The sequence below is a fragment of the Saliphagus sp. LR7 genome, from assembly GCF_003344565.1.
Taxonomy (GTDB): domain Archaea; phylum Halobacteriota; class Halobacteria; order Halobacteriales; family Natrialbaceae; genus Saliphagus; species Saliphagus infecundisoli.
This window is the reverse complement of sequence record NZ_QPND01000017.1, coordinates 23,524-47,865: the sequence shown is the minus strand read 5'-3', so window position 1 is coordinate 47,865 and position 24,342 is coordinate 23,524. Positions and strand designations below refer to the sequence as shown.

The window sequence follows — 24,342 nt, the reverse complement described above, 5'->3', positions numbered from 1 at the left end:
CGAGCGGTCTATCTGTCATGGTGTCCTCCTGGTAGTTCCGTACGCAAGAATCACCGATAAAGGTTCGCTGAAACGGGTTTTGGTAGTGTGAGCGACTAAAGAGTCCTGTAGCCACCAGTCCGTTGCAGCTCACTCCGTGACACCCTTGCGCTCGAAGCGGGGATCAGTCAGCGCGGTTGAGCTTGCGAGGGGTAACAGTGGCTTCGATATCCACCGTCGGCCGGAGGGACAACGACGGCTTGAACGTCAACGGTCCGGAAGCCGTCACATCGAGCTCGACCCGGGTCGCCATCGTCGCCAGCGCCATCGTCAGTTCGAGGCGCGCGAAACGCATCCCGATACAGTGGCGGGGACCCCCGCTAAACGGGAAGTAAGCGAACGCTGGGCGGGGCTCGTCGCGTGCCCATCGACTCGGGTCGAACGTTTGCGGGTCCTCCCAGAAGCGCTCGTCCCGGTGGAGCACCCACTGTGGAATCATCAGTTGAGCCCCCGAGGGGATCTCGTACCCGCCGAGCGTCACTGACTCGGTTGCCTGCCGGTTGACTCCCCACGTTGGAGGGTACAATCGGAGCGTCTCCTTCACGACGTGGCGGGTCTGATCCAACCTCTCGAAATCATCACCTCCCAGGAGGCCGTCGTCAGCTATCTCGTCGGCTTCCTCCACCAGCGACCGCGCAATCTCGGGGTGACGGCTCAGTTCGTACCACGCATAGGTGAGCGCTACCGCCGAGGAATCGTGCCCAGCGAGTAACAGCCCCACGAGGTTATCCTCCACTTCTGACATCGAGAGATCACCACGGTCGTGGGCTGCCAATAGGACCGAACACACGTCACCGTCTCCAGGTGTATGCCCGTCGAGCACCCCCCTCACGTAGTCGTCCAGCGCCGCGATCCGGCGCTCGAAGCGTCGCTCCGTCAGCGTGGGAAGCCAGTCGGGCAGCAGTTTACCGATCCGGCGAGGATCGGCCCGATCCACGAGGGCGTCAGCGGCGTCCATGATCACCTTCTCATCCCCCGTCACGTCAGTGCCGAGGAGCGTATCACCCAGTATTCGCACCGTCAGAAGGCGCATCTCGCGATGCAGGTCCATCTGCCCGTTGTCCCACCGGGCAGTGTGGGCAGCGGTTCGCTCGGCCATTTGCGGTCCATACGCCTCGATTCGGTCCCATGTGAACGCCGGGCGGAGCGCACCTCGAAGCCGCTTCCATCGGTCACCAGTGTTCGCGGTTAAAGCGTCATCCTCAATCCCGCTGAACGTCTTGCGCTGCTGGCGGCCAATAGTGAACTGCCCGTGGCGCTCGACCAGTATTTCTTCAATGAGATCGGGACTCGTCACCAGATAGATTGACTGACCCGGGAACGTGAGGCGGACGACATCACCTTGCTGTGCCCATTCTTCCATCGCATCGAACGGACTGCGCGAGAACGCCATCCCGTTGCCGAGAAACGGAACACCATCGGGTGTCGGCGGAGTCGCCATGTCGGGCATAGATGAGGGTAGTGCTCGGCTCCGGATAGTTCTACGTTGACGCATCCGAACCGTGTTTATATAGCCGCCCGATCTACAGTCCACACTGATGCGGTACGTGACCGTCGTTATGCACCCGGTTGACGAGGTGTTTCACCCGGTCAGCAAACAGCTCGAGAAAGCCACGGACATTACACGCGAGGCGATCCACGCTGTCGAACAACTAGAGAACGGCACAGTAGTGATGCTGACCGAAGTCGGGGGAAATCTCGACCACTACCGCTCGATTATGGCCGACGCACCGGGAGTATACGGCTTCACGGTATCGGGTGACGAGTCCGGATATTGCTACGTCCACATCGAGCCGACGCCACCGATCAAACACCTGATCGAGCGCCAGCAGACCGGGGAGTTCGTCGTGGAGTTTCCCGTCGAGATCACCGAGGATGGGGGCCATCGTGTCACGATGGTCGGTCGCGAAGAGGACTTTGCAAACGCTCCCTCGACACCCCCCGCTGGAGTCGAAATGGAACTCGTTGCGATGGGACCGTACCATCCCGAGGTCGAGCGTGTGTTCTCTGGACTAACCAATCGCCAGCAGGAAGTGCTGGAGACCGCGATCCGCCTCGGGTACTACGAAACGCCACGGGAGGCAACCCACAGCGACATCGCTGGACAGGTGGGTGTGGAACCCAGTACCGTCGGAAAGCACCTCCGGAACGTCGAATCGTGCGTCTTCTCGGAATACGTTCTGTGACCGAGTCACTACTGACGGGGTCTTACGACTGATTACTCTCTACTTGTCATTCTTATTCTGCCTCCATCGTAACTGGGGATAGAATTGGTCCACTATCTCAGGTCTGTGAGTTCTCTCCTGCTTCCGCTGGCCGAAACTCTCCTGAGGACACCCATTGCGGAATACGTACATCGAGTCGTGGAGGGCCAACAGAGCTGTACGCGCGAGTGCCCCCTAGAACTCGCGCGTACGGCGTTCGAAGACCGTACTCCAAACGCCAGTTGCCGCCCTCGATTGCGTTCGTACTGACTGGACCATTGAACGAGTTCATCTCTTCGTTCCACAGCGCCGGGAACTCCTCACGGAGTACAACTGATAGGGTCGGTTGTAATCCTTTACCGATGAGCGCCAGAACGGGTCGATCGATCACCGGAAAATCGTTATGACCGACCCTATGAGACGTGGATCAGGTAAACCAGGAATGGCTCGAAGAGTTGCAGAAACACGGGGATACACGCTGGTCACAGTATGACTACATCATTCTCGACGACTTGGCCACCGATTAAACACACAGCCGCATAGATCGACGCCGGGTGCGAGGGCCTCCGGTCCGATTGCGCCGGCATCCCAACCCGCTTCGCTCTTCCGCAATCTGGCGAACAGGGTGTATAACCGGGGGAGACGACCGGTCTCCCTCAGCTAAAACGGCGTCTCAAGCCGTAATATGGCAGTATTTGTTGTATGTTACCACATCATTTCGCTACGTTGAGCAAGAGCGTCGGATCAAGAAGGTAACGCAAGTGAATGTCGGCGTCAGGGAACTATTTGCAGCGGCCCCGACCCACGGGAAGCAGCCGAGCTATCGCGACCGGTCGCTGGGGTCGGCCTCGACGCCCGGATCGTAGCGATGGCAGGCAACAGGACGGCCGTCGGCGACGGCCTCGGGCGACTCCCGTTCGCAGATGCTTGCAGTCGCCTCGGCGAGGCGGTCAGCTGCGGCCTCGCGGTTACCGTCCTCAAGGCGGTCGATCGCTTCACTGACGCACCGGTCGACGTCGTTCTCGGGGATGGTTTCCGGGAGATCGAAACGCTCCCGGATGGTCACACCGTCGAGCCCCGCCGGAAGTTCGCCGGTTTGGAGGGTAAACCGGAAGGCGACGAGGGCCTGCCAGATTTCTCGGGGGAGGTCCACGCCCTCCGACGAGATGTACTCTGGACAGCGGGTGTGGAACCGACAGCCCGAGGGCGGATCAGAGGGGTCGGGGACCGTGTCGGTCAGCGGCCGGGCGAGTTCCCGGTCCGCGGGGTCGAGCTTGGGAACTGATCCCAATAGCACCCGGGTGTAGGGGTGGGCGGGCTCTTCGAGGACGGCGTCGATCGGGCCGCGTTCGACAACCTCGCCGGCGTACATCACGGCGACGCAGTCACAGAACCGGCGGACGACGTCGATGTCGTGACTGATGAAAAGAATGGCCATATTGAACTCTCGTTGAACGTCCGAAAGCAACGAGAGGACGTCCGATTGGACCCGGCCGTCCAAGGCGCTCGTGGGTTCGTCGGCGACGATCAGGTCGGGGTTGGGAACCAACGCCCGTGCGAGCGCGATCCGCTGTTTCTCCCCACCGGAGAACTCGTGGGGGTACCGATCCGCATCGGAGGCTTCGAGTCCCACCCGCTTTAGGGTGTCCTCGACGATCGCGCGGCGGCGGTCTGCGTCGTTCATTCCGTGGAGGGTGAGGGGTTCGGCGACCGCCCGTCCGACGCGCATCCGCGGACTGAACGCCTCGTTGGGGTCTTGGACGATCAGCTGGGCTCGCCGACGGAACCTACGGAGATCGTCACCGGACAGGTCGCCGACGGCCTCGCCGTCGAACCGGACCTCCCCGCCTGTCGGTTCTTCGAGTCCGAGCGTCGAGAGCGCGGTCGTCGTCTTTCCGGAGCCTGACTCGCCGACCAGCCCGAATGCCTCGCCTGACCGAATATCGAAGCTCACGCCGTCTACTGCCCGAACACGGCCAACCTCCCGCCGGAGGATCCCCTCCGTGATCGAGTAGTGGATCTCGAGATCGGAGACTGCGAGCAAGGGGTCGTCAGTCATCATCACTACCCCTGGTTTCGGTTTCGATCTCCGCGAGCGAGTTCCCGCGGCCGTCTTCGACGATCGGCGTCGGGTCCCGCTCGGGAGCGTAGTAGACACACGAGGCGCGGTGGGACTGGCGGCCGCCGATCGGATAGAACTCCGGTTGGCCGTCCCCGGCACAGGCCTCGATTGAGTAGGGACACTCTCGGCGAAACCGGCAGCCATCGGAGGGGATCTCGCCGCGGACCGAGCGCTCCTCGCGGGCGATGCCGTCGTAGCTCTCGAACAGCGCCCGGGTGTAGGGATGGGCTGGGTTGTCGAACAGCTCCTCGACGGGACCGCGTTCAACGATCGTGCCGCCGTACATCACCAGTACCCGGTCCGCGAGTGAGGCGACTACCCGCAGATCGTGGGTGACGAGCAGAATAGAGAGCCCGCTGCCAGTCAGGTCCCGAAGCAGTTCGATCAACTGGGCCTGGACGGTGACGTCGACAGCGGTCGTCGGCTCGTCGGCAATCAGCAGGTCGGGGTCGGGCGCCAGTGCGATTGCGATCGCGACCCGCTGGCGCATCCCGCCGGAGAACTTGTGCGGATAGTCGTCGACGCGTTCCTCGGCCCTCGGGATGCCGACCCGCCGGAGGTGGTCGATCGCGCGCTCGCGGGCCACATCGGAGCCGACGTCGCGGTGGAGCTTGATCGCCTCGACGACTTGGTCGCCAACGGTGTAGACGGGATCGAGCGCACTCTGGGGGTTCTGGAAGACGTGGGCGATGCGGTCGCCCCTGATCTGGCAAAGGTCGGACTCGGGGAGATCGGCAAGCGGGAGGCCGTCGAAGGAAATCGAGCCGCGGACGATCTCCGCGGGCGGTCGGGGGACGATCCCCGTCAGCGACTCGCAAGTGACGCTCTTTCCGGAACCGGACTCGCCGACGAGACAGACAGTCTCTCCCGAGGCGACGTCGAAGCTGACGCCGTCTACGGCGCGGACTGTCTCTCCCTGGGTTCGAATGTGGGTCCGGAGCTCCTCGATCGAAAGGAGTGGGTCGTCAGGGTTGGTGCCCATGTCGTGGCGTCGATCTGGTCCTGTCATGTTCGGTCCTCGTGGGGGTCGAGTGCGTCCCGGAGCCCGTCGCCGACGGCCTTGATTGAAACTACTGTCACCGCAAGGGCAGCGGCGGGCAACAATGAGGTCCACCAGACGGCGAGCGGTGGCCCGTAGAACAGCCCCTCGGCGATCGTCATCCCCCACGACTGGAAGGCGACGTGAAAGCCGAGGAATGAAAGCGCCGCCTCGCTGAGCACGAGAACCGCGATCAGGTGGAAGGCCGCGGGAACGGCGCTGTCGGTAACGTTCGGGAGGAGGTGGCGTCTGATGAGGTAGGCGTCGGAGGCGCCGGCGGCCTTAGCCGAGCGGACGTGTCCCGCCTCCCGGCGCTGGAGGGTCTCACTGCGGACAATCCGGGCGATCCCGCCCCACGAGAGCAGGCCGAACACGACCAAGAGCAAGAGCAAGGAGTTCCCAAGGAACATATACACGACCAGGTAGATCACGATTGCGGGGACCGCGAGCTGGACGTCGACGTAGGCCATCAGGAGGTCGTCGGGGAGCCCACCGTAGTAGCCAGCCACGAGGCCGACGGCGGTCGAAAGCGGAACAATCGCCCCAAGGGCGACGACGGTCGCGTAGAGGACCGGTCGGGCACCCACGACCAGGAGATCCGTCAGCTCGTACCCCCAGCGGTCGGTTCCAAGCGGGTGGGTCCAGGTGCCCTGACAGGCCCGCTCGGTGATCGGCGCGTCGGTTGTAGCGCCGACGCAGTCGTTGCCCGTCTCGATGAACGGGCTCATGAACCCGACCGGCGGCTGGAACTTATTGGCCCCGGGAGTCCCGCTTTCCAGGGTCAGCCGGGGCTGAAAGCCCGAAACGATCGCGTACAACGCCATACCGAGGACGGTGACCAGAACGAAAAGCGAGAGGACGATCATCGGTCGCCGGGAGAGGCTCACGAGGAGCCGCCGGACCTGCCCCCGGTCCCGGATCAAGGGGACCAGCCCGTAGGCGGCCAGCCCCACCGCCGACAGCAATAACAGCCAGTCGGCGGGCCCGACGCTCCAGCGCCAGAGGAGGTAGGCCTCGTCGCTCGCCCGATGGGAGAGATAGACGACCCCGAGAAGTGTCAGTCCGACAGCGAGTGCGACCCGCTCTTCGGTCAGCCAGCGTTTCGAGGGCTCGATCGAGTCCCAGTCGACCCGCTCGAAGGCGGCCGTGTCAGACGAGCGGGAGTCGGAATCCGGGTTCGGTCCGGGAGCGGATGGGGAGTCAGTCATTGCCGTCTATGGGAGGGGTCGGCCGGATACCTCGAAGAGATCAGGCCGAGCGCGTAATGGGTAGCGAGTCGTCGGACGGCCCACGTTACCGGGACAAGTTTTAAACAATTTTTGGTCCTACTGGCTGGCGTGCCCTCCGGGTCCGGCGGTGAGCGGCCATGAGCCTCCTTCGTCTGCTCGTCCAGCGGGTCGTCCTTGGGCTGGTCGCAATCTGGACGCTCCTCTCGGGGCTCTTCCTCCTGTTCGCCGCGACCGAGGACTGGCTGTTGGATCGGATCCTCGCTGGGGAGGCTCGCGGCGGGGCCACTCCCGAAATGCTAGAGCGAACGCGAAGCGAGTATCTCGCCGATCGGGGGATGGACCGCCCGCTCGCCGAGCAGTACGCCGACTGGATGGGGAGCATGTTCACGCTTCGGTGGGGCGAGTCCTTCGAGACCGGCCAGGCCGTGTTGCCGACGGTGATGGAGGCGACCGTTCGAACGGGAGCCTACGTGGTTCCGGCGATCGTGCTGGCCGCGGGGCTGGGACTCCTTGTCGGACTCTATGCCGCGCTGTACGACCGCTCGAACCGGGGGCGGGCCGCCCGGACCCTCTCGTACCTGCTGCTCGGGCTGCCGAACTTCTGGCTCGGAACGGTCGTTCTCGCTGCCGCCGGCCTCGGGATCGGGTTCGGGTGGGACATGGACGTAAACCGGATCCGACCGCTCGCCCTCCCCGTTGGCTACGAGTACGTGCTCCCTCCAGTGCTGGTGGCGACGACGCTGCTTGCGGCGGTCGTCAGCTACGCCCGGGCGTACGCGTTGCGATATAGCGGGACCGATTTCATGAAATTGGTCCGGGCGAAAGGTGGCGGACGAGTCACCGTCGCTAGACATCTCCTCCGGAACGCGGCGATCCCGCTGGTATCGCTCGTGTTCACCGAGACGCTGGCGCTAGTCGCGATTTCGGTACTCGTGATTGAGGCCGTCTTCGGCATCCCCGGCCTGGGCTACCTGTTGTACAACGCCGTTTGGGCCAGCGACCTGCCCGTCGTGATGGGCTGTTCGGTAGTCGTCGTCGCCACCGGCGTCGTCGGAAACGTCCTCCAGGATCTCTCCTATAGCGCGCTCGATCCCCGTGTCGATACCGGCAGCCGACGGTAAGCCGCCCGCTCCGCCGCCGGAGTAATGAGTACGAAAGCGTTTGGCCATGCCGCACACTACTTCCGGGATCGCTCTTCCGCAATCTGGCGAACAGGGTGTATAACCGGGGGCGACGACCGGTCTTCCTCAGCTAAAACGGCGTCTCAAGCCATAATATGGCAGGGATTGTTGTATGTTAGCACATCATTTCGCTAGGTTGAGCAACTGTACTTCTGCGGTTTAATCACCAGTCGGTCAGTCCTTTCACCATTGCCTCTGCGACCTCCTGTGCTTTCAGCCGTTCCAGTCCTTCAGATTCCGCGATCTGTGTCGCCATTTCGTAGACGAGAGCCCTGGCGACAGCAGGGAATGGGGGTGGCCGAGCGGCCGCACCCTGCGCGGCACGCTCGGCCGCAATGAACGCATACGTCAGCAGCACGATCGTTACGTGGTGATGCCATCCTTTCCAGGAGCGGCCTTCGAACTGATCGAGTCCCAGCACTTGCTTGGCGTCTTTATGGAACTGCTCGATCGCCCACCGAAGATGGGCATAGGCAGCCAATTCCTCGATGGACCAGTCGTCCAGTTCCCAACACAGCCATGCACGGAGCTTGTCTTCAGCCTCTTCGATGAGCAGCCAGCCGGTTTCTTCAGAGATGCGCCGTTTTCTGACACGCTTGACTACGCGCACTCGCGTTCGAAAGAACTGCCCGGAGAGCGGTTCTTTCGTGCCTTCTGCCCATGTCACTGTGGTCCAGTCGTCGTCAGTGAGGCTCTCAGCAATCTCCTTCGGAGATTGCGGAGTCACATCCGACGGATAACGAGGTTCACTGGGAGGACGCCCGATGCCAGAGGTATCCTCAGGGTACTCGATCGGCGTTGACTCAGGGATGACATGCATGTCCTTGGGTCCGACGCCGAGGATGTACGGTTCGTTCCAATCACGGAGTTGCTTGCGAAAGGACCGAAGCTCACCATAGCCGGAGTCGGCCCCCACGCAGGCGTGGGGGACCGACGCCTCCCGTGCACGTGCGAGAAGTTCGAGTGCGATCTGTGGTTTCGTCCGGAATGAGAGGTCATGAGGAACGCCGCAGTCACGGCGGCGTTCCTCGAACTCATCATTTGTCGCCCAGTTTCGTGGGAGGTAGATTTCACAGCCAAGCGGCCAGGTGAGTTGATCGGCATTGTAGTGATCACCGGAGACAGCGAGAACGCAATCAACGCCGACCTGGCAGGAGGTGACTTTGCCAAGCGAGCCGGCGTACTGTGGTTTGACACCGACGCTGTCGTGACCGTCTTTGAGGATATCAACATCATCGACGATCAGCATCGCTCGAGGCGATGCGATCGTCTCTGGGATGTGTTTGTTGAGGTGATCTTGGACAGCATCGTGTTCCCAGGGACTTTCACTGATGAACCGGCGGATCCTGTGTTCGTTGATATTGAGTCGCTTCCCGATACCACGAAGCGTTTTGTGACTCCCTGGCCGAATCAACCCCTCAACATAGGCTGGTGCGACACGCCAGGTGTTTGCTGCTCGTGGCCAAGAGAGCCCATCGGGACGCGTCGTGAACGCGTCCCTGAGGGGCGCAAGAAACCGACGTATATCGATCTTCGGCGTGTGGCTCCTGTAGGAAACAGCACTCATACCGCTGGTAGGTCACGTAGGGAGATAGCCCCGCCGTTTAACCGCAGAAGTACAGGCAAGAGCGGTTTCTTTAATCTCGATGGAGTGGTCGTCTGTGGCGACTCCCTTCGACTAGAAAAACGACGCGCATGGCAAACAGAGCACACAATTTGTGGCGGCCAGATTCGCGAAGTCGACCCCGAGACCGTCCCCTGGCCCGACACCGCCTTCCAAGACAAGTCCGATGCGGATCCAGCCACGAGCCCCACCGACACGTCCGAAACTGCAAGCGATCGGCTCGCCGTTGAACAGGGTGACAAAGCGGTCACGCAAGCCAATCTCAGCAGCTGGATTGACTCATCCACTGACTAACTGGTTGTCTTCTCGCGAAGCCAGTTCGGCTACAGTGTGTTGTTCGACGGTCTCGAGGGCCGAGACCGATGGCATCAGACATTGACCCTGTGAAAGCAGCTGTAACGTGCGAAGACTGTGGAGTCGGACAGCCCTACCATCCAGTGCTTGCCGTCGAGTGTCCAGACTGTGGAGCAGTACCCGGGCGAAAGTGCCAGCGACCCAGCGGCCATCGTGTCCGCACTCCACACGCGGATCGGATCAACGCCGCCTACGAGGCAGGCTACACGAAATGTCCGTGCAAAACGGACAACGCCGTCATCTGCGCCGGTTCGACCGCCCCCGAGGACGTCCCCTTCGATACCGACGCGGTGACGATCGAAGCCACGCCTGATGAGGTGGAGACGCTCGATCCCGACGCTCTCCTCGAACTTCCCTGCTCACTCGGTGATGAGGGGCTGCCCCCTGTGGGATCACAACGCACCCGGCAGGCGAACACGAACACGAACGCTAACGCAACCACACATTCGAGCAGCCAGCAGACTCTTTCGTCCTTCGATGATGACTGACTCAGCCCCTTCCTCGAGAGGACGCCGCTGCAAGACCCAGCGAAAAACGGTGGTGGCCGACGCAAAAGCGGGGCGGTGTGCCTCTGACAATCGGGTTCCGGGCCAGAGGGGGCAATCCAGAACCCATCATTATTGTGTTGATACCTTGAATAAATGTCTTCCGTTTTACATGCGTGCAAATTGGTCGCACTGACCAGTTGCGCAGTGTCACACTGGTGCGTTACTCCCCATACCAGAGACTGCCTCGGCCGTGGGGAAACGTTCTCCAGGCTCACCACACCCTGGTTACGCTTCTTTACTTTCACTGTGCTTCCCAGAGATTAATTAGGCGGTAACACGATACTCAACATATACTATGAGCTACTACGACGACGACCGCTGGGAGTTCAATCCCGAAGGCGAAGGCCGAATCGAACCCGATCCAACTCACTCGAGCGCTGTCGATGATGGCAGCTACGAACGCGGTGAGGACGACCAGATAGGCTACCCGGATACTCCTGGACCGGACTCACGTGGCAGTGACGAACCGACTGAGGACCGCTGTAAGTGTGGTACCCCGCTCGATCCTGGTCGCACGAAATGCGACTTCTGCCTCACGAACGACCTCGACTACGATGACACCCCTGGCGAGTCCGACACGAGCCGTGAAGTCAGAGGCCTGATTCACGTCCTCGTCGACGCCAGCAACGAAGCTAACGCGGTCTGCATCGCCCAAACCGTCTTCGAGGATATCGCCGATCACTCGTCCGCTCCGTCGACCACGTCGATCGACGAGTGCGAACTCGTCGCCCACCTTGACGATGATCTCGCCGATCGGTTCGCTCGCGAGTGGGGCCAGCTGCCCGCTGCTGCCCAGGTCAAATCGACCGCCGGCCAGCGCCAACTCGACACGATCCGACAGAACGCCGGCCACGACTATCTTCTGGCCAAAGACGGCAATACCGAGGACAACCGCCCGACGCTCGATCCCGTCCTGTTCGACGCCGACGGCGAACCGATCACCGACATTGAGGAAGTCGGCGAGTTGATCGCTGGAGGATCGCTCGAGCGGACCCGCCTCGAGTGGGATACGACCGACGCTAGCGACGACTCGGGCCAAACCTGGATCGTCCCCGCAATCGCCCTCGAACATGTCGTCCGGTCCGATCCCGCCGACCCGTCTCGGGAAGGGCGTACCCGCCGAACGCTCGCCTGTCGAGAGTGTGGCGAGTCTACGCGGCATACGTTCGATGGCGTCCAAGCGGTTCCCCACCCCGAGTTCGACGACACACCGATCTGGAAATGCACGCGGTGCCAGTCGCACCGACACGGTTCGGATCTCGATAGCGAACCGGCCGATACGCACTCGCTGTAAAGGGAATTTGGGACAAAACCAAAACGGAGAACATTGCAGGCTCTTCCGCATAGTTTTTCTCTTTACAGGTGAATCGCCTTTACACCCCCAATTCACTCAGAAATTCAGCGGTTTAGCTAGATATAAACAGACTTGTGTACTGAGGGCCAATATTACATATCATGTCTGTGCAGATGGAACTTTCTGCTGATGAAGAACAGGCGTATAAGCAAATCGTCTCAGCAGGAGAAATGGTCCAAAGCGAGCTCTGGAAAGCGTTAGATGCGTCCAGCAGAAAGGGAAGCCGTCTTGCTTCTTCACTCGCCGACAAGGGCCTTATTGACCGTGAACAGACGGTGTATGAAGGCCGCGTAACCTATCTCTTAACACCTACTGAACAAGCTCCTCCTAGTACGTCAGATTCTGATTCCACGCCAGAAAAGCGAACCCGAGAAAACGCGACTACCGAGGCGGACCATAATCATCAGCCGAGCCCCACAGAAGGTGACCTTACAACCCAGGAACAACGAGCACTTGCGTTGATCGGTGAAACCGGAACGCTCTACCAGAGCGAACTCTGGAAAGAGCTTGATGTCAGTAGTAGAACTGGGACACGGATTGCAATCTCATTAGAAGAGAAGGGGCTCGTTCAACGTCATGAGTCTGTCTACAACGGACACAATACATATCTGTTGGAGTTGCCAGCGAAAGACCGCGATTTCTCCCTGTTAATGGCCGGTAATGAAATTTCGCCGTTCATCGATTCAGATGTCGTTGATCCACAAAGTAGTGTCTTTTCTCAATGGCTTCTGCAACTCGAACAAGAGACGTCAACTCGAAACCGCTAATCGAGACATAATTCCCGTCACCTTTCTTTATTGAAAATCGGTAATGGAAGCGATCACTGCGTCAGGATTGAGGAGCTAGCTTCTCCGAAGACAATGGCATAGGGAGTTCAAAGGCGGCCTCAAAGAGACGGCCCCGGACCGGCCCTGAAACGGCAAGTTTGCAGCGTGGTGAGCAGTCGCTATGATTCGACGCGGGTTGGCTCGTCACCGACGCCCCGAGCTCAGTGATCACTCAGCTGGTGATATGGGCCTTCCTTCCCACAGTGCATGCAGCGGACGCGCGTGTTGTGAATTTGCTCATCCAGTTCAACGACCTCGAATCCGTCCAACTGCTCGGTGAGTTCAGCTGCCGTTTCGTAGCAGCACTGCTCGCGCTCGATCCGCTGGGTGTAGTGGTTGCGAAGGAGATGCCCGTACTTGCCCGTCCGCTCACAGATGGTGCAGCAGGCGCGAGAGGCGAACAAATCCTCGGCGAGATCGAGAATCGCGAACCGATCCAGTTGCTCGTTGATCGCCTCGGTCGAGAGCCCCGATGCATCGAACGAGGATGCAAGCGGGGGCGACCACCTCCGACGGTCGATCCCCACAAGCATTGCTTGCTCCTGATACCGGTTCCGAAGCGTCACCGGAGTCACTTCGACCGCCTCGACGACCTCGCGTTGAAGGACGTGCTCGCCGGTGACCAGTCCCGCGAGATATAGCGCGCCGGCCGCAGTTCCGATGGGTGAGTGCCCCGACCGGGTGCCAGTCTCGCTCGCCGCGTCGACGACGTTATGGGCGGCACTCATGGTGGACTCGCCAAGATCGAGTTGATCGCCGAATCGCCTGACGAACTTGTGTGGATCAGCCGGTTCGACGTCAAGATCGAACTCGCGAACGAGCTGCTTGTAGGTGCGCCCGAGCTCGGATCGGTCCACTCCGGCGGCGTCAGCAACCTCGTCAAGCGAAATCGGCTGCCCAGCTTGCCGTGAAGCGGTATAGACGGCGCTCGCAATGGTAGTAGTGCCGCCCCGGCCATGGTGAAGCTCCGCATCGAACGCCCGGTGAGAGAGCGCACGGGCTAGTTGGGCCTCGCTCTCTGCGACGTCGAGTGTCGTCAGGAGGTGATCGAGGGCGCTTTCCTGCTGGTCGTTCATGTGGGGGGTTCGTCCTACGACTGCGGAAAGAGAAAATATCTCCGATGGTGACAAGCAACGACCAGTGGCGTTGTTCGACCTCACGAAGAGCTGAAGGAGATTCGAGATGAGCGAGGATCCGACCCAATCCACTACCGAAGCGTCTGACGACGAATTCCCGCCCGCAAAGCGCCTGGAAGCGCCGAGCGTGCGACTGATCGATGCAGGGATCGCGACGATCACCGACATGGAGACACTCCATGCGTGTGTCGCCTACGAAAACCAACACCAGCAGCGGCTCCCCGTTCTCAAACAGCTTGCCCGGCGTGCCGAAGAACTGCGCGAAGAAGACGAACCGTAAGTGATCTCACAGCTCGTCTCGGCTGTCCCAGCGAATCGGCTGGGTTTCGTCCCCTTGTGCAACAGCGAGCGGAGGCCGCCAACAATGTTGCACAAGGCTCCAGCAAACGGCGTCGCCCAATGGTGTCGTTTTCCCTCAGAGAGGGGTAGAGGGGTTCACAGATGGCAAATCGACCAGAGATCACGATCCAGCATCAGGCAGCGTTCACCGACGATGGTGACCTCGAACTGACCGAGGAAAGCGTCGAGACCTCCCTCGAGGATTTCGGCGCCGACGTCAGCCATCGCGACCAAGAGTCGCGTCTCGATCGACCCACTGCCAGCGAGTTCGGCGTCGACGACCGCATCGAAGTGCGCGAGTCGGCAGGCGATGACAGCGACCAATCGTCGTTGTTCGCGGATACGGCCGACGATCAACAGACACTGACAGGCGAGGACGCCAGCGCACGGTTCCTCTTCGAGGAAATCGAGCCTGAGCGTGAGCGAGAGAGTGTGGGCAAGAGTGAGACGCAGACCGGCAAGCGAGTAACCGACGGCGGTGAGAGATCATGAATCTGCGTCCAGACGCGCAAACCCGCGTTGTGGCACTCGCCGCACGGTCACCCGCGCCGCCGGTCATCGGCGGCCTCACCCACGGTGATCCCTGTCCGCGGTGTGGCGCAGCGACGATGGCCGGATGTGCCGACGTCGACGGCCAGCAGGTCCTCGAATGCGAGCGGTGTCTGTATCGGCCTGCGAACGAGTGAGTGGCCGGACCTAACCTCGATTAGTCACGAGAGTGAAGTCGAAGACGCGCGTTCGTTCGCTGCGGAGGAGGTGAGGACCGAGACACCTCGAAGAGAAACTGCACTGAACCAGCCGCCACATCCTAGTAGAGCGTGTCATACAATGATTCTCAGCAGACATAACCCAAAGTTCGTGGTTCGCTCTTGCTCAACGTAGCGAAATGATGTGGTAACATACAACAAATACTTCCATATTACGGCTTGAGACGCCGTTTTAGCTGAGGGAGACCGGTCGTCTCCCCCGGTTATACACCCTGTTCGCCAGATTGCGGAAGAGCAATTATGATAGTCATAGATTATCATCGCGAAAATATTGAAAAGGTTGCGAGTGATAAAGACTGCCATGACATCGCAAATTATACTCAATGCAGTAGAAGATGTTCCTACTGATTCCCGCGTTTGCCACTATGACGAGCTAGGAGAAGATGCAAAAGAAGAGTTCCCTACCCTTACAGAATCGACTGATGCTTCTGTCGATCGTTCAGTTGTAGATGAACTTCAGGAGTGTGATCTCGTGAAGTACACGAACTACTATGAGGTCTCCATCAGCTAATCAACATACTATCAGTCGATTACATCAGTGACCGCACGACTTCATCCAGTACGTGCTAAACCGCTTGATCGGTGCCCGGACAGTCTCGAAGAACCGATGAAGCCGATGAGTAGCTCTGGGCAGTCGCTGTCGGCGGTGGATCGCCGCCGACGCGACAGCGTTTCCACTCACGAGGGGTGGCCTCTCGCAAGGACACCTTATCGGAAGAACCGGTCTTCGAGTGGTCAGCCGATAACATGTGAGTGATTGTGGGTTGTTAACAGGATATTCCGCCAGTCTACCCAAGAGCGAAGAGATTTCAGGGATCCGCCGTTCTGCCCGCTCCCCCGGTGAGCGACGGCGGTGGTGTCGGTTTCGGCCCCTACAGAACTGAGCCCAATGAACTTGAGTCACACTGGGACAAGAGGCGCTCCCGACGAGTTCCAGCCCGAAGACGCACCGTTCGTCGTCTGGAAAGGCGAAGCGAGTACGGGCGGGGCCAGGTCCAGTCCCGAGCATCCCCTCCTGGAGATACACATCGATAACGGGGTGTGGACCGTGCTCAAAGTATTTCGCACAGTCTCGACTGGAGACGAGACGGCCAGTATCGAACTCCCCGCGGAAGTTGTCGGTGGGAAGTCGTTCGAAACCGGAGCTGCCGCGTTCGAGCGAGCGCGCGAACTGCTCCCCGACGATCTCCACTACGCCAAAGCGACCGCTGACCCAGAGACAGATGCCGAGGAGAAGGACACCACCACGTTAGGCGACAACGCTGGGAACACAAGGAGCGGACACGAGGAAGCGGAGACTGGCGGTTCGGACGAGCAACGCCCGCTCACTGACTGGTGAGAGAGAGTGAGAGCGGTCCACGCAGAGTCGGCCATCGAAGACGAGACAGTGATTTGAGAGCCACAATAGTTTTTCTCGAACCCGTCGAACAGCCGAATACGAGACCCCAATGGCTGGAATCCCACTCCTCGACGGTGTTCGGAACGACCTCGAGTATGCCATCACCTACCCGTTCAGCGTCGGATATATATGGATCGTACTCGGCGGAGTGGCTGCATTGGGAGGATCTATTGTCGCCCAGTACAGCGGCGGCGATGTACTGACAGCCTGGCACATCTTCTCGCCACTAGGCAGCTCGTTTGGAGAGTTCGGGCGGCTCTCTGGGATGCTTGGAGAGGAAACGCTCTTGGTCAGCGTAGTGCTTGACGGCCAGTTCTGGGTTCTGCCGGGGATTGTCCACGCGATCGGACTGCTGCTGTGCGGTGTCGGGATCGGGCTGGTTTTGTGGGCCACTCTCAGGTGACTCGACCGGGGGACCAGCAGACGGACTGCCGGCCATGGTTCGAGACTCCCAGTGCTCGCACGTCCTGTTGGTGTTGTTCACGCACTCTGAGAGCCGTGCGAGCGCGGGTGAGAGTCCTCGAGATACCGATTCTGGAGAGATTCACTCATGTCAGAACCAACCAGCCAGCACTCGGTCGAACAGTTCCACCACTGCCTCGACACAGGAGACGGATCGGGATGCTCCTGTCCGATCCATCGCGATCGTGAGCGCGAACCGTTCACCGCTCCACTCGGATTGTCCTTTGCCGACCGGGTGAGTGCCGAGCCGATCACGCGCCAACAGGCCGCGACGATCTATGATGCCCACCATGCCTATATGGACAGCCTCCCGTCCGTGAATCTTGCCCATCACGGCCTCTACTACCAGAACGAGTTGATGGGCGCGATCACTTATCGGTATCCGTTGCTCTCGAAAAAGCGACTGCACTTCGGTCCTGACGGCGAAGTGCTTCCCGAGCCGATCACGGACTCCGATATCGAACGACTCCCACCCGAGTTGCGAGCCACTTCTCGGCGGATCATCCCCACTGTGAGCGCCGCCGACGTCGCGACCACCGAAGTTGTCTCCGGCGAGACGATCGTCGAGGCCGCGCGGATCTGTCTCGGCGTTCGAATGGCGAATCTCGCGAGTGCGACCCTCGCTCGGAGTCAAGAGCGGTTCGTGCAAAGTAAGGCTTGCGAGGACGATGTACGCTACCTGCTCACGTTCCTTCGCGCGGACTACGAGGGAGCGATGATCCGAGCGCTTCGGGACAAGGGCTGGATCTGTACCGGATGGACGAAGCCGTCCCAGGCAGGGAACCGCGACCAAAAGCCGATCCGCGAACACTACAAGTGGCGGTTTCTCTGCCCGATCGAGCCTACTGATTCGCAATCGACATTCAACCGGTGGTCACCGTAAGCTGGTTTGCTGACAGAGGGGGCTTCAGCGTCGGGTACCACTCGATCAGATATATCGCTATGAGCGGATGTACGATCGCGCCGCGAGACGATCGGGGACTGCCCTCTATGGCCACCCGCGAATACACCGGTTGTCACCCTTCTTCCGATTGAACTACATTTTTGTGAGCCCGGACAAAACGGCGAGATGATGGATTCAGGCCGCACCCTCCCAACGGTTACTGCCTTGCTCGCGGTCCTTGTCCTCGCTCTCGTCGCACCGGTCCTCGAGACGACCCCTATCGCATCGCCCTACGAGGTGCCGGTCGAGGGAGACGCCGACAGCGGAGGCCCGCTCGTTTCTGTCCTCTTCGCGCTCGTGATCGCACTTCTGGAACTGCTTGGTATCGATTTCGAACCGACCGCGTCCGCTATTAGCTCTCCACTCGCTGCCCTTCTCGAGGCCGTCCTCCCCTTGCTGCCCTCGTTCGCTGCCCTTCTGATTGCGGGGCTCGTCCTCGGGGCCCTTGTCGTCGCCGCCTACCGGCTCCCAGTCTCCGCGACCCTCTCCAACCGTCTCGTAGGGCGAGGATGGGAGGCAGATGCCTCCTCGAAATCAACAGCCGAGGAATGGCCGCCCGCTGACCCCGATCCCGGCGTCGCTGAAGCCTGGCTTGCCATGACCGCGGCCGCCGATCCCGACTGCCCGACTGCACGGACACCAGCCGAGTGGGCCGAGGAAGCTTCCGGGGGCGAATTCGACGACGACGCTATCGCTGACCTCACTTCCCTATTCCGAGAGGTTCGGTACGGCGGAATGGACGAGACTCCCGAGCACCGTCGTCGAGCGAACCGCGATTTGGAGCGCCTTGAGGGTGAGCAGGAGTGACGGATCTGACCGACTGCGCCCGACGATTCCTTCTCGGGATTGGGCTTCTCTCGCTCGCTGCCGGGCTTGTTGTCCTGATTATTCCATCCGAGGGAGTGGTGGGATGGCCGTGGGCTGACGACACGCTCTTGGTCGGATTCTTCACCGCGGCATTTGTGATCGCCTCCCTCCTCGCTCCCTTCACCTTCCTTAGTGGCGGATCAGCAGGGAAGACCACCCGTCCCCCCGAGCGCGTCCCGCTGACGGACACACCGGGCGACGATCTCATGGTCCTCGACCGACGGCTCTGGCTGCCCATCCCGCGGAGCCGACGTCGCCAAGTCAGGTCCCGTCTTCAGCACACGGCTATCCGGACGCTCGTCCGGACAGCGGACTGCTCGGCGGCCGACGCCAAAGCCCAGATCGAGGTGGGAAGTTGGACCGATGACCGGGTTGCTGCGGGTTTCGTCCGCTCGGAATCGGAGTCGGTTCTCGACCATCTTCTCTTTCCCCGTCGGGCCCGCCGGGCCGCGCAGGCGATCCTCGAGGAGAGCGAGACGGGGGCGGATCGGCAGTGAGCCCCTGGCGGGATCCACGGTGGAACGTTGCTCTCGTCGTTGCCCTGCTCGCGAGCGCTACGGGCGTCTTATTCGAGGAGTCAGTGTTGCTATATGCCGCGATCCCGCCCGTTACGCTCGCGGCCTACTCCCGCGTCGCGCGGGTACCTGAGCCGACCATCGATATCGACCGGACGTTTGACCCGGACACCCCCGCCCACGGTCAAGAGGTCGAGGTCACGGTTACCCTCCGAAACGCGGGCGAGCGGACGCTCCCCGACGTGCGGGTCGCCGACGGCGTAGCGCCGATGCTCCCGGTCGTGGAGGGGACAGCCAGACACGCAACAGTGCTCCCTCCTAATGCGGAGGCAACCTACTCCTACACGGTAGTCGCGGCCCACGGCGTTCATCGCTTCGAGCCGGCTTCGGTTGTCTGCCGAGACACAAGTGCTGGCCAAGTTGTAGAGATTGATATCTCCGTGGAGGCAGACCTCGCCTGTCGTTCGCCGGTTCGGAGCCTCCCGTTCCCTCGATTGCCCCGACACCGAGGTGCGACTGAAGCGGTCGCCAACGGAGAAGGAACCGAGTTCTCGAAGACTCGCGCCTACCGACCAGGCGACCCGCCGGGGCGAATCGATTGGAACCGCTACGCTAAGGACCGAGAGCTGACCACCATCAGCTTCCGGGAGGACCGACGCCGGACAGTCGTCCTCGCCCTCGACGCTCGGGCCAGTTGCTACCGCTCCCCGGGTGAGAACGATCCTCACGCGGTCTTCTACGAACGCGCTGCAGCACGCGAACTGCTCGCGGTCGCAACGGCCGCCGGCGACCGAATCGGGCTCGTGGTCTCGGGCCCCACGACTGACTGGATTGCACCCGACGCCGGGCAGCGCCACGCAGCGACGATCCGGCGGGCCCTCGAGTCGGTTCCGCTCTCGCCGCCTGAAACCAATCGCAGCGGTGACGGCGAGACAAACACCTCCCTCCTCCGCTCGCACTTGGAGAGCGGCACCGATGTCGTCTTCCTGTCTCCGTTGATCGATCGCAGATCAGCTGAGACTGCCCGTGCGCTACAAGAGGCAGGCCACCGGGTCACGGTCGTTTCACCTGATGTGACTGGGGAGGGGTCGTATGGCCAGTCGATCGCTCGCCTCGAGCGAGACAACCGGATCGACGCGCTCCGGCGGTCGTGGATAACGGTCGTTGATTGGGATCTTGAGACACCACTCAAACGGGCGATCCGTGCGGGGATGAAGGAATGATTCATCTCCCCGATCATCCGGGAAAGAGCCGACCGACGACCGTGGGAGCCACCCTCGCACTTGCGATGGCGATCGGTGCTTCCCTCGCAGGCTCGTCGGGATCTCTGGGGACCGCGCCATTGGTGCTTGTCGCTATTGGAGTTGCGTTTCTTCCGCTCGGGGTCGCCTTCGGTCGACGTGGCCACCCGCTCGTCGGGCGAGGGCTCTCAGTCTCCGGCGTCGTCGTCGCACTTGCGGCACTCACCGGAGCAATCGCGCTCTCACCACCGCTGGTGATCCTGCTCCCTGCCCTCTCATCCGGTATCGGACTACTCTTCCTCGCGTTCGGGGTCCACTTCGTATCGGGATCAGCGGCACGGGCTCTCTCCCTCGCGGGGCTGACGCTGGTTTTCCTCGCCACCGTCGCGAACGCAACTGTCGCCGAACAGGCAACCTGGCAGCCGGTTGCTGCGGTGGCACTCGTGGTAGTGGCCTGGGACACCGCGGACCGGGCGATCACACTCGGTCGGCGGATCGGGACCGATGCCGGGACGGTGCCCGTCGAGTTGATGGGGGTCGCGACGACCGGCGCCATCGGGTTCACGGGCGTCGCGGTCGCGATGATCGCCACTCGAGTTCCGATCGAGAGTCCGTCTGTTATCGGTCTCGCCCTCTTGCTCGCCGCGGCGACTGCGCTTGTTCTCGTCCTGTCCTCGGTTCCCGATCCGGGCTAATGTCGCCTTGGACACCACCGCGAACGAACACGGGAGACCACCATCTCACAAGCTAACAACCCTCTCGAACCGTAGATAGGGCCGATCCTGTCCATCGTTACATTAAGGTGCGAACTGACCGTTGTGTTTTATCCAAACGGTGTCATAGAACGGTCTGCAATCCATTGATCCCACTTATTATCTTCACCTCCCGCATCAGGATAAGCACCGGCTTCACTACGGAGGCGAAATAAGATTGCCTATTTGTCACTATAGTAATTTGTATGAAATCCCCCCTTCTTCCACCTGTATAAATGAGTGATGTAAAGGAGTCCACCGAACAGAAATCCGGCAACGCAGATAATATAGACCTCAGAAAGATACATCAGTCCAAGCAGAGGATTTCCAGATAGTGGGTAGAACGGTTGCATGTCTGCATGCATGATCGCATCGAGAATGAGATGGCTATAGATGCCAACAAGACTCCCAGCAGCAATGTGATACAAAGTTGGCTTCTGTGCAAGGCCAAATGGTGCGCCGATTCGGTTCCATATTGGTTTGGTCTTGAACATAGCGACAGCAAATACGCCCGCTAAGAGTGTGCCACCAAGCATTGTATGGAGAGGGCCGTGAAGATTCCCAGCAAACGGACCGAAATAGATCGCGATCGCCCTTAGATCCACAATCATCGTCCCAATGCAGAGGGTCGGGAAATCAAGCCAGCGGAAGAGTGCGACGCCAAGAAATATACCAATTCCGAGATGGTACGGTGTAAGAGGCATATTAAACAACAAATCTTAACCCCCATTTAGTTGTTACTGAAATATAATTAACCGGGTGGGTGGAACTGCGATATTGATCGTCCCGGAGATAGATAGGTGCCATGTTCCCGTTTTGTCGACTCTCTGTATGTAACGCGCTGTTCATCGTACCACTGTCTGTAAAATACTCATGACGTACAGATCATCTTAGAGAAAGAACTATAGGACGACCAGGACGGAATTGATATCCATGGCCGTGATTTTTGGCTGTCCGGATTGCGGGCGCGGCTACTCACGAAGCCAACAATTGGTGTCTATAGACAAGTACGGAAGTACTCTGTATCAATGCCCGAACTGCTACAACCCACTGGCTCGGACGCGCCAAGGTAACAATGACGCTCTCGTGTCATTGTGACCAAAGCAAGATGTGGCTTGTACGACCAACTACGAGACGTAACGAATGGTGGTCCGATCGGCGTGATCCAACTGACGGGTTACATCAAGGCGAACAGAACACTGGGAAATAGCAGAGATCACTCTCGCTCGACTTCAGGTTCTCGTTCTTCGCTCTCTTTGGAGTCTACTTTGTGATCAGCAGGGAAGTACCCGTGCTCCGTCTCAAGTAAGGTTTCTACACGTTGTTCAAACTCTGTTTCTGTGAGTTCTCCTTCTGCATATTGATCTTGAAGCTCCTCAAATGGATCTGTAGCATCTGATTGAGAAGAGTCGGTGGAGAAAGCATCATTGGATTTTATTTGTGACTGATTCGAACTGAGTTGGGTCGCTATTGCCATAATAGCAGCAAACAAAACAGTAAATATAGTTAGGAGTCCTGCAGCAGTAATTGAGCCCAGAATAGCCGCTACAAGAATTAAAGGAAGCCCAAGAGATGCAGCAAAAAGGGCAATTTTGGAAGGATTGTACATTCACATTCTTCATCGCTTCCCTCTAATAAAAACCCTAGTGAATGACAATACGTATTGGAATTCGTATGGACAAATCTGTGTCAATACATCAACGAAATGCCAATAGGTGCTTCACCTGAATATAACAGCTGTTTCAGCCCCACAGCCAGCTAAAAGAAGTCAGTCTGCTACCTCCGGTCGGCCGATCTACAGATCTCGGGCCTGAACGGTTTTCCGGTCGTTGTCTTCGGCCCGCTGAGCAGCATCCTCGAGCAACTCCGTGACCTCCTCATCGAGGGTGTCGTAGAAGTCGGCTGCTACATTTCGGTCGTCGAGCTGTTCTTTCACTGCCGATTTGACGATGAGATCTGCCATACGACACTCAACAGTACATATTGCTCTGAGAAGTAGTCTTCGGCTTGTGAACGTTGGAACCAACGTACAGACAATCCTCAACTGGCGATCACAGAACGAAGAAGCAAGTACACCGCCGCCTTGTGCAACAATTGGCTGCGCATCTCCCGTAAAATTGTTGCACAAGGCCAATGGCCCCACTCACCGCCCCCTCGACGCTCCCGCAGTACATTGCCGACGGACTTCCGAAACAAGACGACCTCCTTTGGCAGGTACAGGCATTACGTTCTCCCCGCTGGCGCTCAAACCAAAAGTGTGGATGACCCTCCGTCTGACACTGCGGATGACGACGAGCCGTGGATCCTGATGGAGTGGTCGTTGTGGGACGAGCGAGACGACGACCAGACCGGCCGCCGTATCAGCGCGGTCCCGCATGATGGTCCCGATGGGGAATGGAAAGCGATCCTCGAAGTCCAACCCCACGCCGAGTTCTGGGTCGAACGAGCCACGATCGGGTATGGGGATTCACCGGCTGATTTCGACGTCGTCATACCATAGGAGAAGGTCGTGGGATGACCGATGAGAGAAGGACATGGCGATCCGCCTCCGATACGATCCCGTATCTCTGTGATTTGCCTCTAACCGTCGCCGAAGACCAGCAAAGAGATCAGTTCGGAACCACTCGGTTGTCAGCAGAGCCCTACGCGTTAATGAGCGATCCCGTCCTGACTGGGCTGGCCGATCTGTTCGCTGGCGAGGACCTTGTTCGCCCGCCGGAGGCGCTCGGAGAGCGCCTGGTGGGAGATGTCGAGCTCGGCTGCGAGATCCTCCAGCGAGATTCGACGTGGGACGTCGTAGTAGCCCCGATCGTAGGCTTCGTTGATTGCCGTTTCTTGAGCGTCGGTGAGTGCTGCGGTTTCCTCTAGGTCGGCGCTCCGACCGGCCTCGACCATCCGCGTGATGTCGACGGTGATCCCCTGCTCTTCGAGCTCGTCCACGGCCTCCGCGAGGAGATCTCGCTCGGGGAACAAGAGGCGGAACGTCCAGTTGGCAGCCGAACACTGGGCGTCGAGGATCGTCCCCTCGTTCGAGAAGATCGCCGAGCACATGTTGCTGACTCCTGTGGCGTACTCGATCCGGTAGAGGCTCTCATCAGGCTCGGAGTCCTCGAGGAGGCGATCGAACGCCGTGACCGACGAATCGTCGGCAAGCGCATCCTCGATTGCAGCCCTCGGTTCGCCGGCGATCCAGACCAGTGGCATCGCTTCCTGGGATCCTTCGGCGACGATACTTTTGATCCGGACCTCAAGGTCGGGCAACGCCTCGAACGTCTCGGCGAGTGCAACCTCATCGGAAGTGAGGGTGAGTTCGGTGACGGTCGTCATGCCGCCTCACACCCTATCCGATCGGACCCGTCCGTTCGACCGGGCGCCCGATACACGAGCGACACACCGCCAC

Annotated in this window: 24 protein-coding genes and 2 pseudogenes; 16 read left to right on the top strand and 10 right to left on the bottom strand. The window is 60.0% G+C overall.

Going from position 1 to position 24,342, the window contains the following annotated elements; translation table 11 throughout:
* Positions 1-163 precede the first annotated feature (163 nt).
* Positions 164-1,480, bottom strand: a complete 1,317-nt coding sequence (locus tag DVH23_RS18060; RefSeq protein WP_255565278.1) for a cytochrome P450 — start codon at positions 1,478-1,480, stop codon at positions 164-166.
* Positions 1,481-1,577: 97 nt separating this feature from the next.
* Between DVH23_RS18060 and DVH23_RS18055 the strand changes: the two genes are divergently transcribed.
* Positions 1,578-2,225: a helix-turn-helix domain-containing protein gene (locus tag DVH23_RS18055; RefSeq protein WP_114578811.1), complete on the top strand. Its 648-nt coding sequence runs from the start codon at positions 1,578-1,580 to the stop codon at positions 2,223-2,225.
* A gap of 838 nt (positions 2,226-3,063) precedes the next feature.
* Here DVH23_RS18055 and DVH23_RS18050 read toward each other — a convergent pair.
* Genes DVH23_RS18050 through DVH23_RS18040 form a run of 3 tightly spaced genes read right to left on the bottom strand, consistent with a single transcriptional unit; the run spans position 3,064 to position 6,612 of the window.
* Positions 3,064-4,302 carry an oligopeptide/dipeptide ABC transporter ATP-binding protein gene (locus DVH23_RS18050; protein ID WP_114578810.1) on the bottom strand — a complete coding sequence of 413 codons (1,239 nt, stop codon included), beginning with the start codon at positions 4,300-4,302 and terminating at the stop codon, positions 3,064-3,066.
* Positions 4,295-5,374 (bottom strand): ABC transporter ATP-binding protein, encoded by a 1,080-nt coding sequence (locus DVH23_RS18045; RefSeq protein WP_114578809.1) that lies wholly within the window; start codon positions 5,372-5,374, stop codon positions 4,295-4,297. Before DVH23_RS18045 ends, DVH23_RS18050 begins: the two co-directional genes overlap by 8 nt.
* Positions 5,371-6,612 carry an ABC transporter permease gene (locus tag DVH23_RS18040; RefSeq protein WP_114578808.1) on the bottom strand — a complete coding sequence of 414 codons (1,242 nt, stop codon included), beginning with the start codon at positions 6,610-6,612 and terminating at the stop codon, positions 5,371-5,373. Before DVH23_RS18040 ends, DVH23_RS18045 begins: the two co-directional genes overlap by 4 nt.
* A 158-nt stretch (positions 6,613-6,770) precedes the next feature.
* Between DVH23_RS18040 and DVH23_RS18035 the strand changes: the two genes are divergently transcribed.
* Positions 6,771-7,754: an ABC transporter permease gene (locus DVH23_RS18035; RefSeq protein WP_114578807.1), complete on the top strand. Its 984-nt coding sequence runs from the start codon at positions 6,771-6,773 to the stop codon at positions 7,752-7,754.
* Between the two features lie 223 nt (positions 7,755-7,977).
* Here the strand turns inward: DVH23_RS18035 and DVH23_RS18030 are convergent, their stop codons facing one another.
* Complete coding sequence (locus tag DVH23_RS18030; protein WP_114578806.1) at positions 7,978-9,381, bottom strand: IS701 family transposase; 1,404 nt, start codon at positions 9,379-9,381, stop codon at positions 7,978-7,980.
* Between the two features lie 419 nt (positions 9,382-9,800).
* On the opposite strand from DVH23_RS18030, the gene DVH23_RS24370 reads away from it, so the two are divergent.
* The 3 genes and pseudogenes from DVH23_RS24370 to DVH23_RS24675 all read left to right on the top strand — a co-directional run.
* A complete protein-coding gene (locus DVH23_RS24370; RefSeq protein ID WP_198667990.1) occupies positions 9,801-10,280 on the top strand; it encodes a hypothetical protein in 480 nt (159 codons plus the stop codon).
* A gap of 355 nt (positions 10,281-10,635) precedes the next feature.
* A complete protein-coding gene (locus DVH23_RS18020) occupies positions 10,636-11,634 on the top strand; it encodes a hypothetical protein (protein ID WP_114578805.1) in 999 nt (332 codons plus the stop codon).
* Positions 11,635-12,104: 470 nt separating this feature from the next.
* Positions 12,105-12,461, top strand: a pseudogene (locus tag DVH23_RS24675) (helix-turn-helix transcriptional regulator); the annotation flags it as partial.
* 221 nt (positions 12,462-12,682) lie between these two features.
* Here the strand turns inward: DVH23_RS24675 and DVH23_RS18010 are convergent.
* Positions 12,683-13,597, bottom strand: a complete 915-nt coding sequence (locus DVH23_RS18010; RefSeq protein ID WP_198667989.1) for a transcription initiation factor IIB family protein — start codon at positions 13,595-13,597, stop codon at positions 12,683-12,685.
* A 106-nt stretch (positions 13,598-13,703) separates the two neighbouring features.
* On the opposite strand from DVH23_RS18010, the gene DVH23_RS18005 reads away from it, so the two are divergent.
* The 11 genes and pseudogenes from DVH23_RS18005 (at position 13,704) to DVH23_RS17960 (ending at position 20,885) form a co-directional block, all read left to right on the top strand.
* Positions 13,704-13,937 carry a hypothetical protein gene (locus DVH23_RS18005; RefSeq protein WP_114578841.1) on the top strand — a complete coding sequence of 78 codons (234 nt, stop codon included), beginning with the start codon at positions 13,704-13,706 and terminating at the stop codon, positions 13,935-13,937.
* A 161-nt stretch (positions 13,938-14,098) separates the two neighbouring features.
* Positions 14,099-14,401 (top strand): annotated as a pseudogene (locus DVH23_RS18000) (hypothetical protein); the annotation flags it as partial.
* A gap of 83 nt (positions 14,402-14,484) precedes the next feature.
* Complete coding sequence (locus DVH23_RS23770) at positions 14,485-14,682, top strand: hypothetical protein (RefSeq protein WP_157972481.1); 198 nt, start codon at positions 14,485-14,487, stop codon at positions 14,680-14,682.
* A 382-nt stretch (positions 14,683-15,064) separates the two neighbouring features.
* Positions 15,065-15,274: a hypothetical protein gene (locus tag DVH23_RS17995; protein ID WP_114578803.1), complete on the top strand. Its 210-nt coding sequence runs from the start codon at positions 15,065-15,067 to the stop codon at positions 15,272-15,274.
* A 378-nt stretch (positions 15,275-15,652) separates the two neighbouring features.
* A complete protein-coding gene (locus DVH23_RS17990) occupies positions 15,653-16,102 on the top strand; it encodes a hypothetical protein (protein ID WP_114578802.1) in 450 nt (149 codons plus the stop codon).
* Between the two features lie 109 nt (positions 16,103-16,211).
* Positions 16,212-16,565, top strand: a complete 354-nt coding sequence (locus tag DVH23_RS17985) for a hypothetical protein (protein WP_114578801.1) — start codon at positions 16,212-16,214, stop codon at positions 16,563-16,565.
* Between the two features lie 147 nt (positions 16,566-16,712).
* Positions 16,713-17,507, top strand: coding sequence for a hypothetical protein (locus DVH23_RS17980; RefSeq protein ID WP_114578800.1), 795 nt, complete (start codon positions 16,713-16,715; stop codon positions 17,505-17,507).
* A gap of 189 nt (positions 17,508-17,696) precedes the next feature.
* Positions 17,697-18,374: a DUF4129 domain-containing protein gene (locus DVH23_RS17975; RefSeq protein ID WP_157972480.1), complete on the top strand. Its 678-nt coding sequence runs from the start codon at positions 17,697-17,699 to the stop codon at positions 18,372-18,374.
* A 98-nt stretch (positions 18,375-18,472) separates the two neighbouring features.
* Positions 18,473-18,931 (top strand): hypothetical protein, encoded by a 459-nt coding sequence (locus DVH23_RS17970; RefSeq protein ID WP_232833816.1) that lies wholly within the window; start codon positions 18,473-18,475, stop codon positions 18,929-18,931.
* Positions 18,928-20,172 carry a DUF58 domain-containing protein gene (locus tag DVH23_RS17965; protein ID WP_114578797.1) on the top strand — a complete coding sequence of 415 codons (1,245 nt, stop codon included), beginning with the start codon at positions 18,928-18,930 and terminating at the stop codon, positions 20,170-20,172. Before DVH23_RS17970 ends, DVH23_RS17965 begins: the two co-directional genes overlap by 4 nt.
* Before the next feature lie 41 nt (positions 20,173-20,213).
* Positions 20,214-20,885, top strand: coding sequence for a hypothetical protein (locus tag DVH23_RS17960; RefSeq protein WP_114578796.1), 672 nt, complete (start codon positions 20,214-20,216; stop codon positions 20,883-20,885).
* Between the two features lie 239 nt (positions 20,886-21,124).
* On the opposite strand, the gene DVH23_RS17955 is transcribed toward DVH23_RS17960, so the two are convergent.
* The 4 genes from DVH23_RS17955 to DVH23_RS17935 form a co-directional block, all read right to left on the bottom strand.
* Positions 21,125-21,646: a hypothetical protein gene (locus DVH23_RS17955; protein WP_114578795.1), complete on the bottom strand. Its 522-nt coding sequence runs from the start codon at positions 21,644-21,646 to the stop codon at positions 21,125-21,127.
* Between the two features lie 512 nt (positions 21,647-22,158).
* Entirely contained in the window at positions 22,159-22,551 is a 393-nt protein-coding gene (locus tag DVH23_RS17950; RefSeq protein WP_198667988.1) for an SHOCT domain-containing protein, read from the bottom strand.
* Positions 22,552-22,737: 186 nt separating this feature from the next.
* The gene (locus DVH23_RS17945; protein WP_114578793.1) at positions 22,738-22,905 is read right to left on the bottom strand and encodes a DUF1931 domain-containing protein; all 168 of its coding nucleotides are present in this window, start codon (positions 22,903-22,905) and stop codon (positions 22,738-22,740) included.
* A 686-nt stretch (positions 22,906-23,591) separates the two neighbouring features.
* Entirely contained in the window at positions 23,592-24,269 is a 678-nt protein-coding gene (locus DVH23_RS17935; RefSeq protein WP_114578791.1) for a helix-turn-helix domain-containing protein, read from the bottom strand.
* Positions 24,270-24,342: the final 73 nt, after the last annotated feature.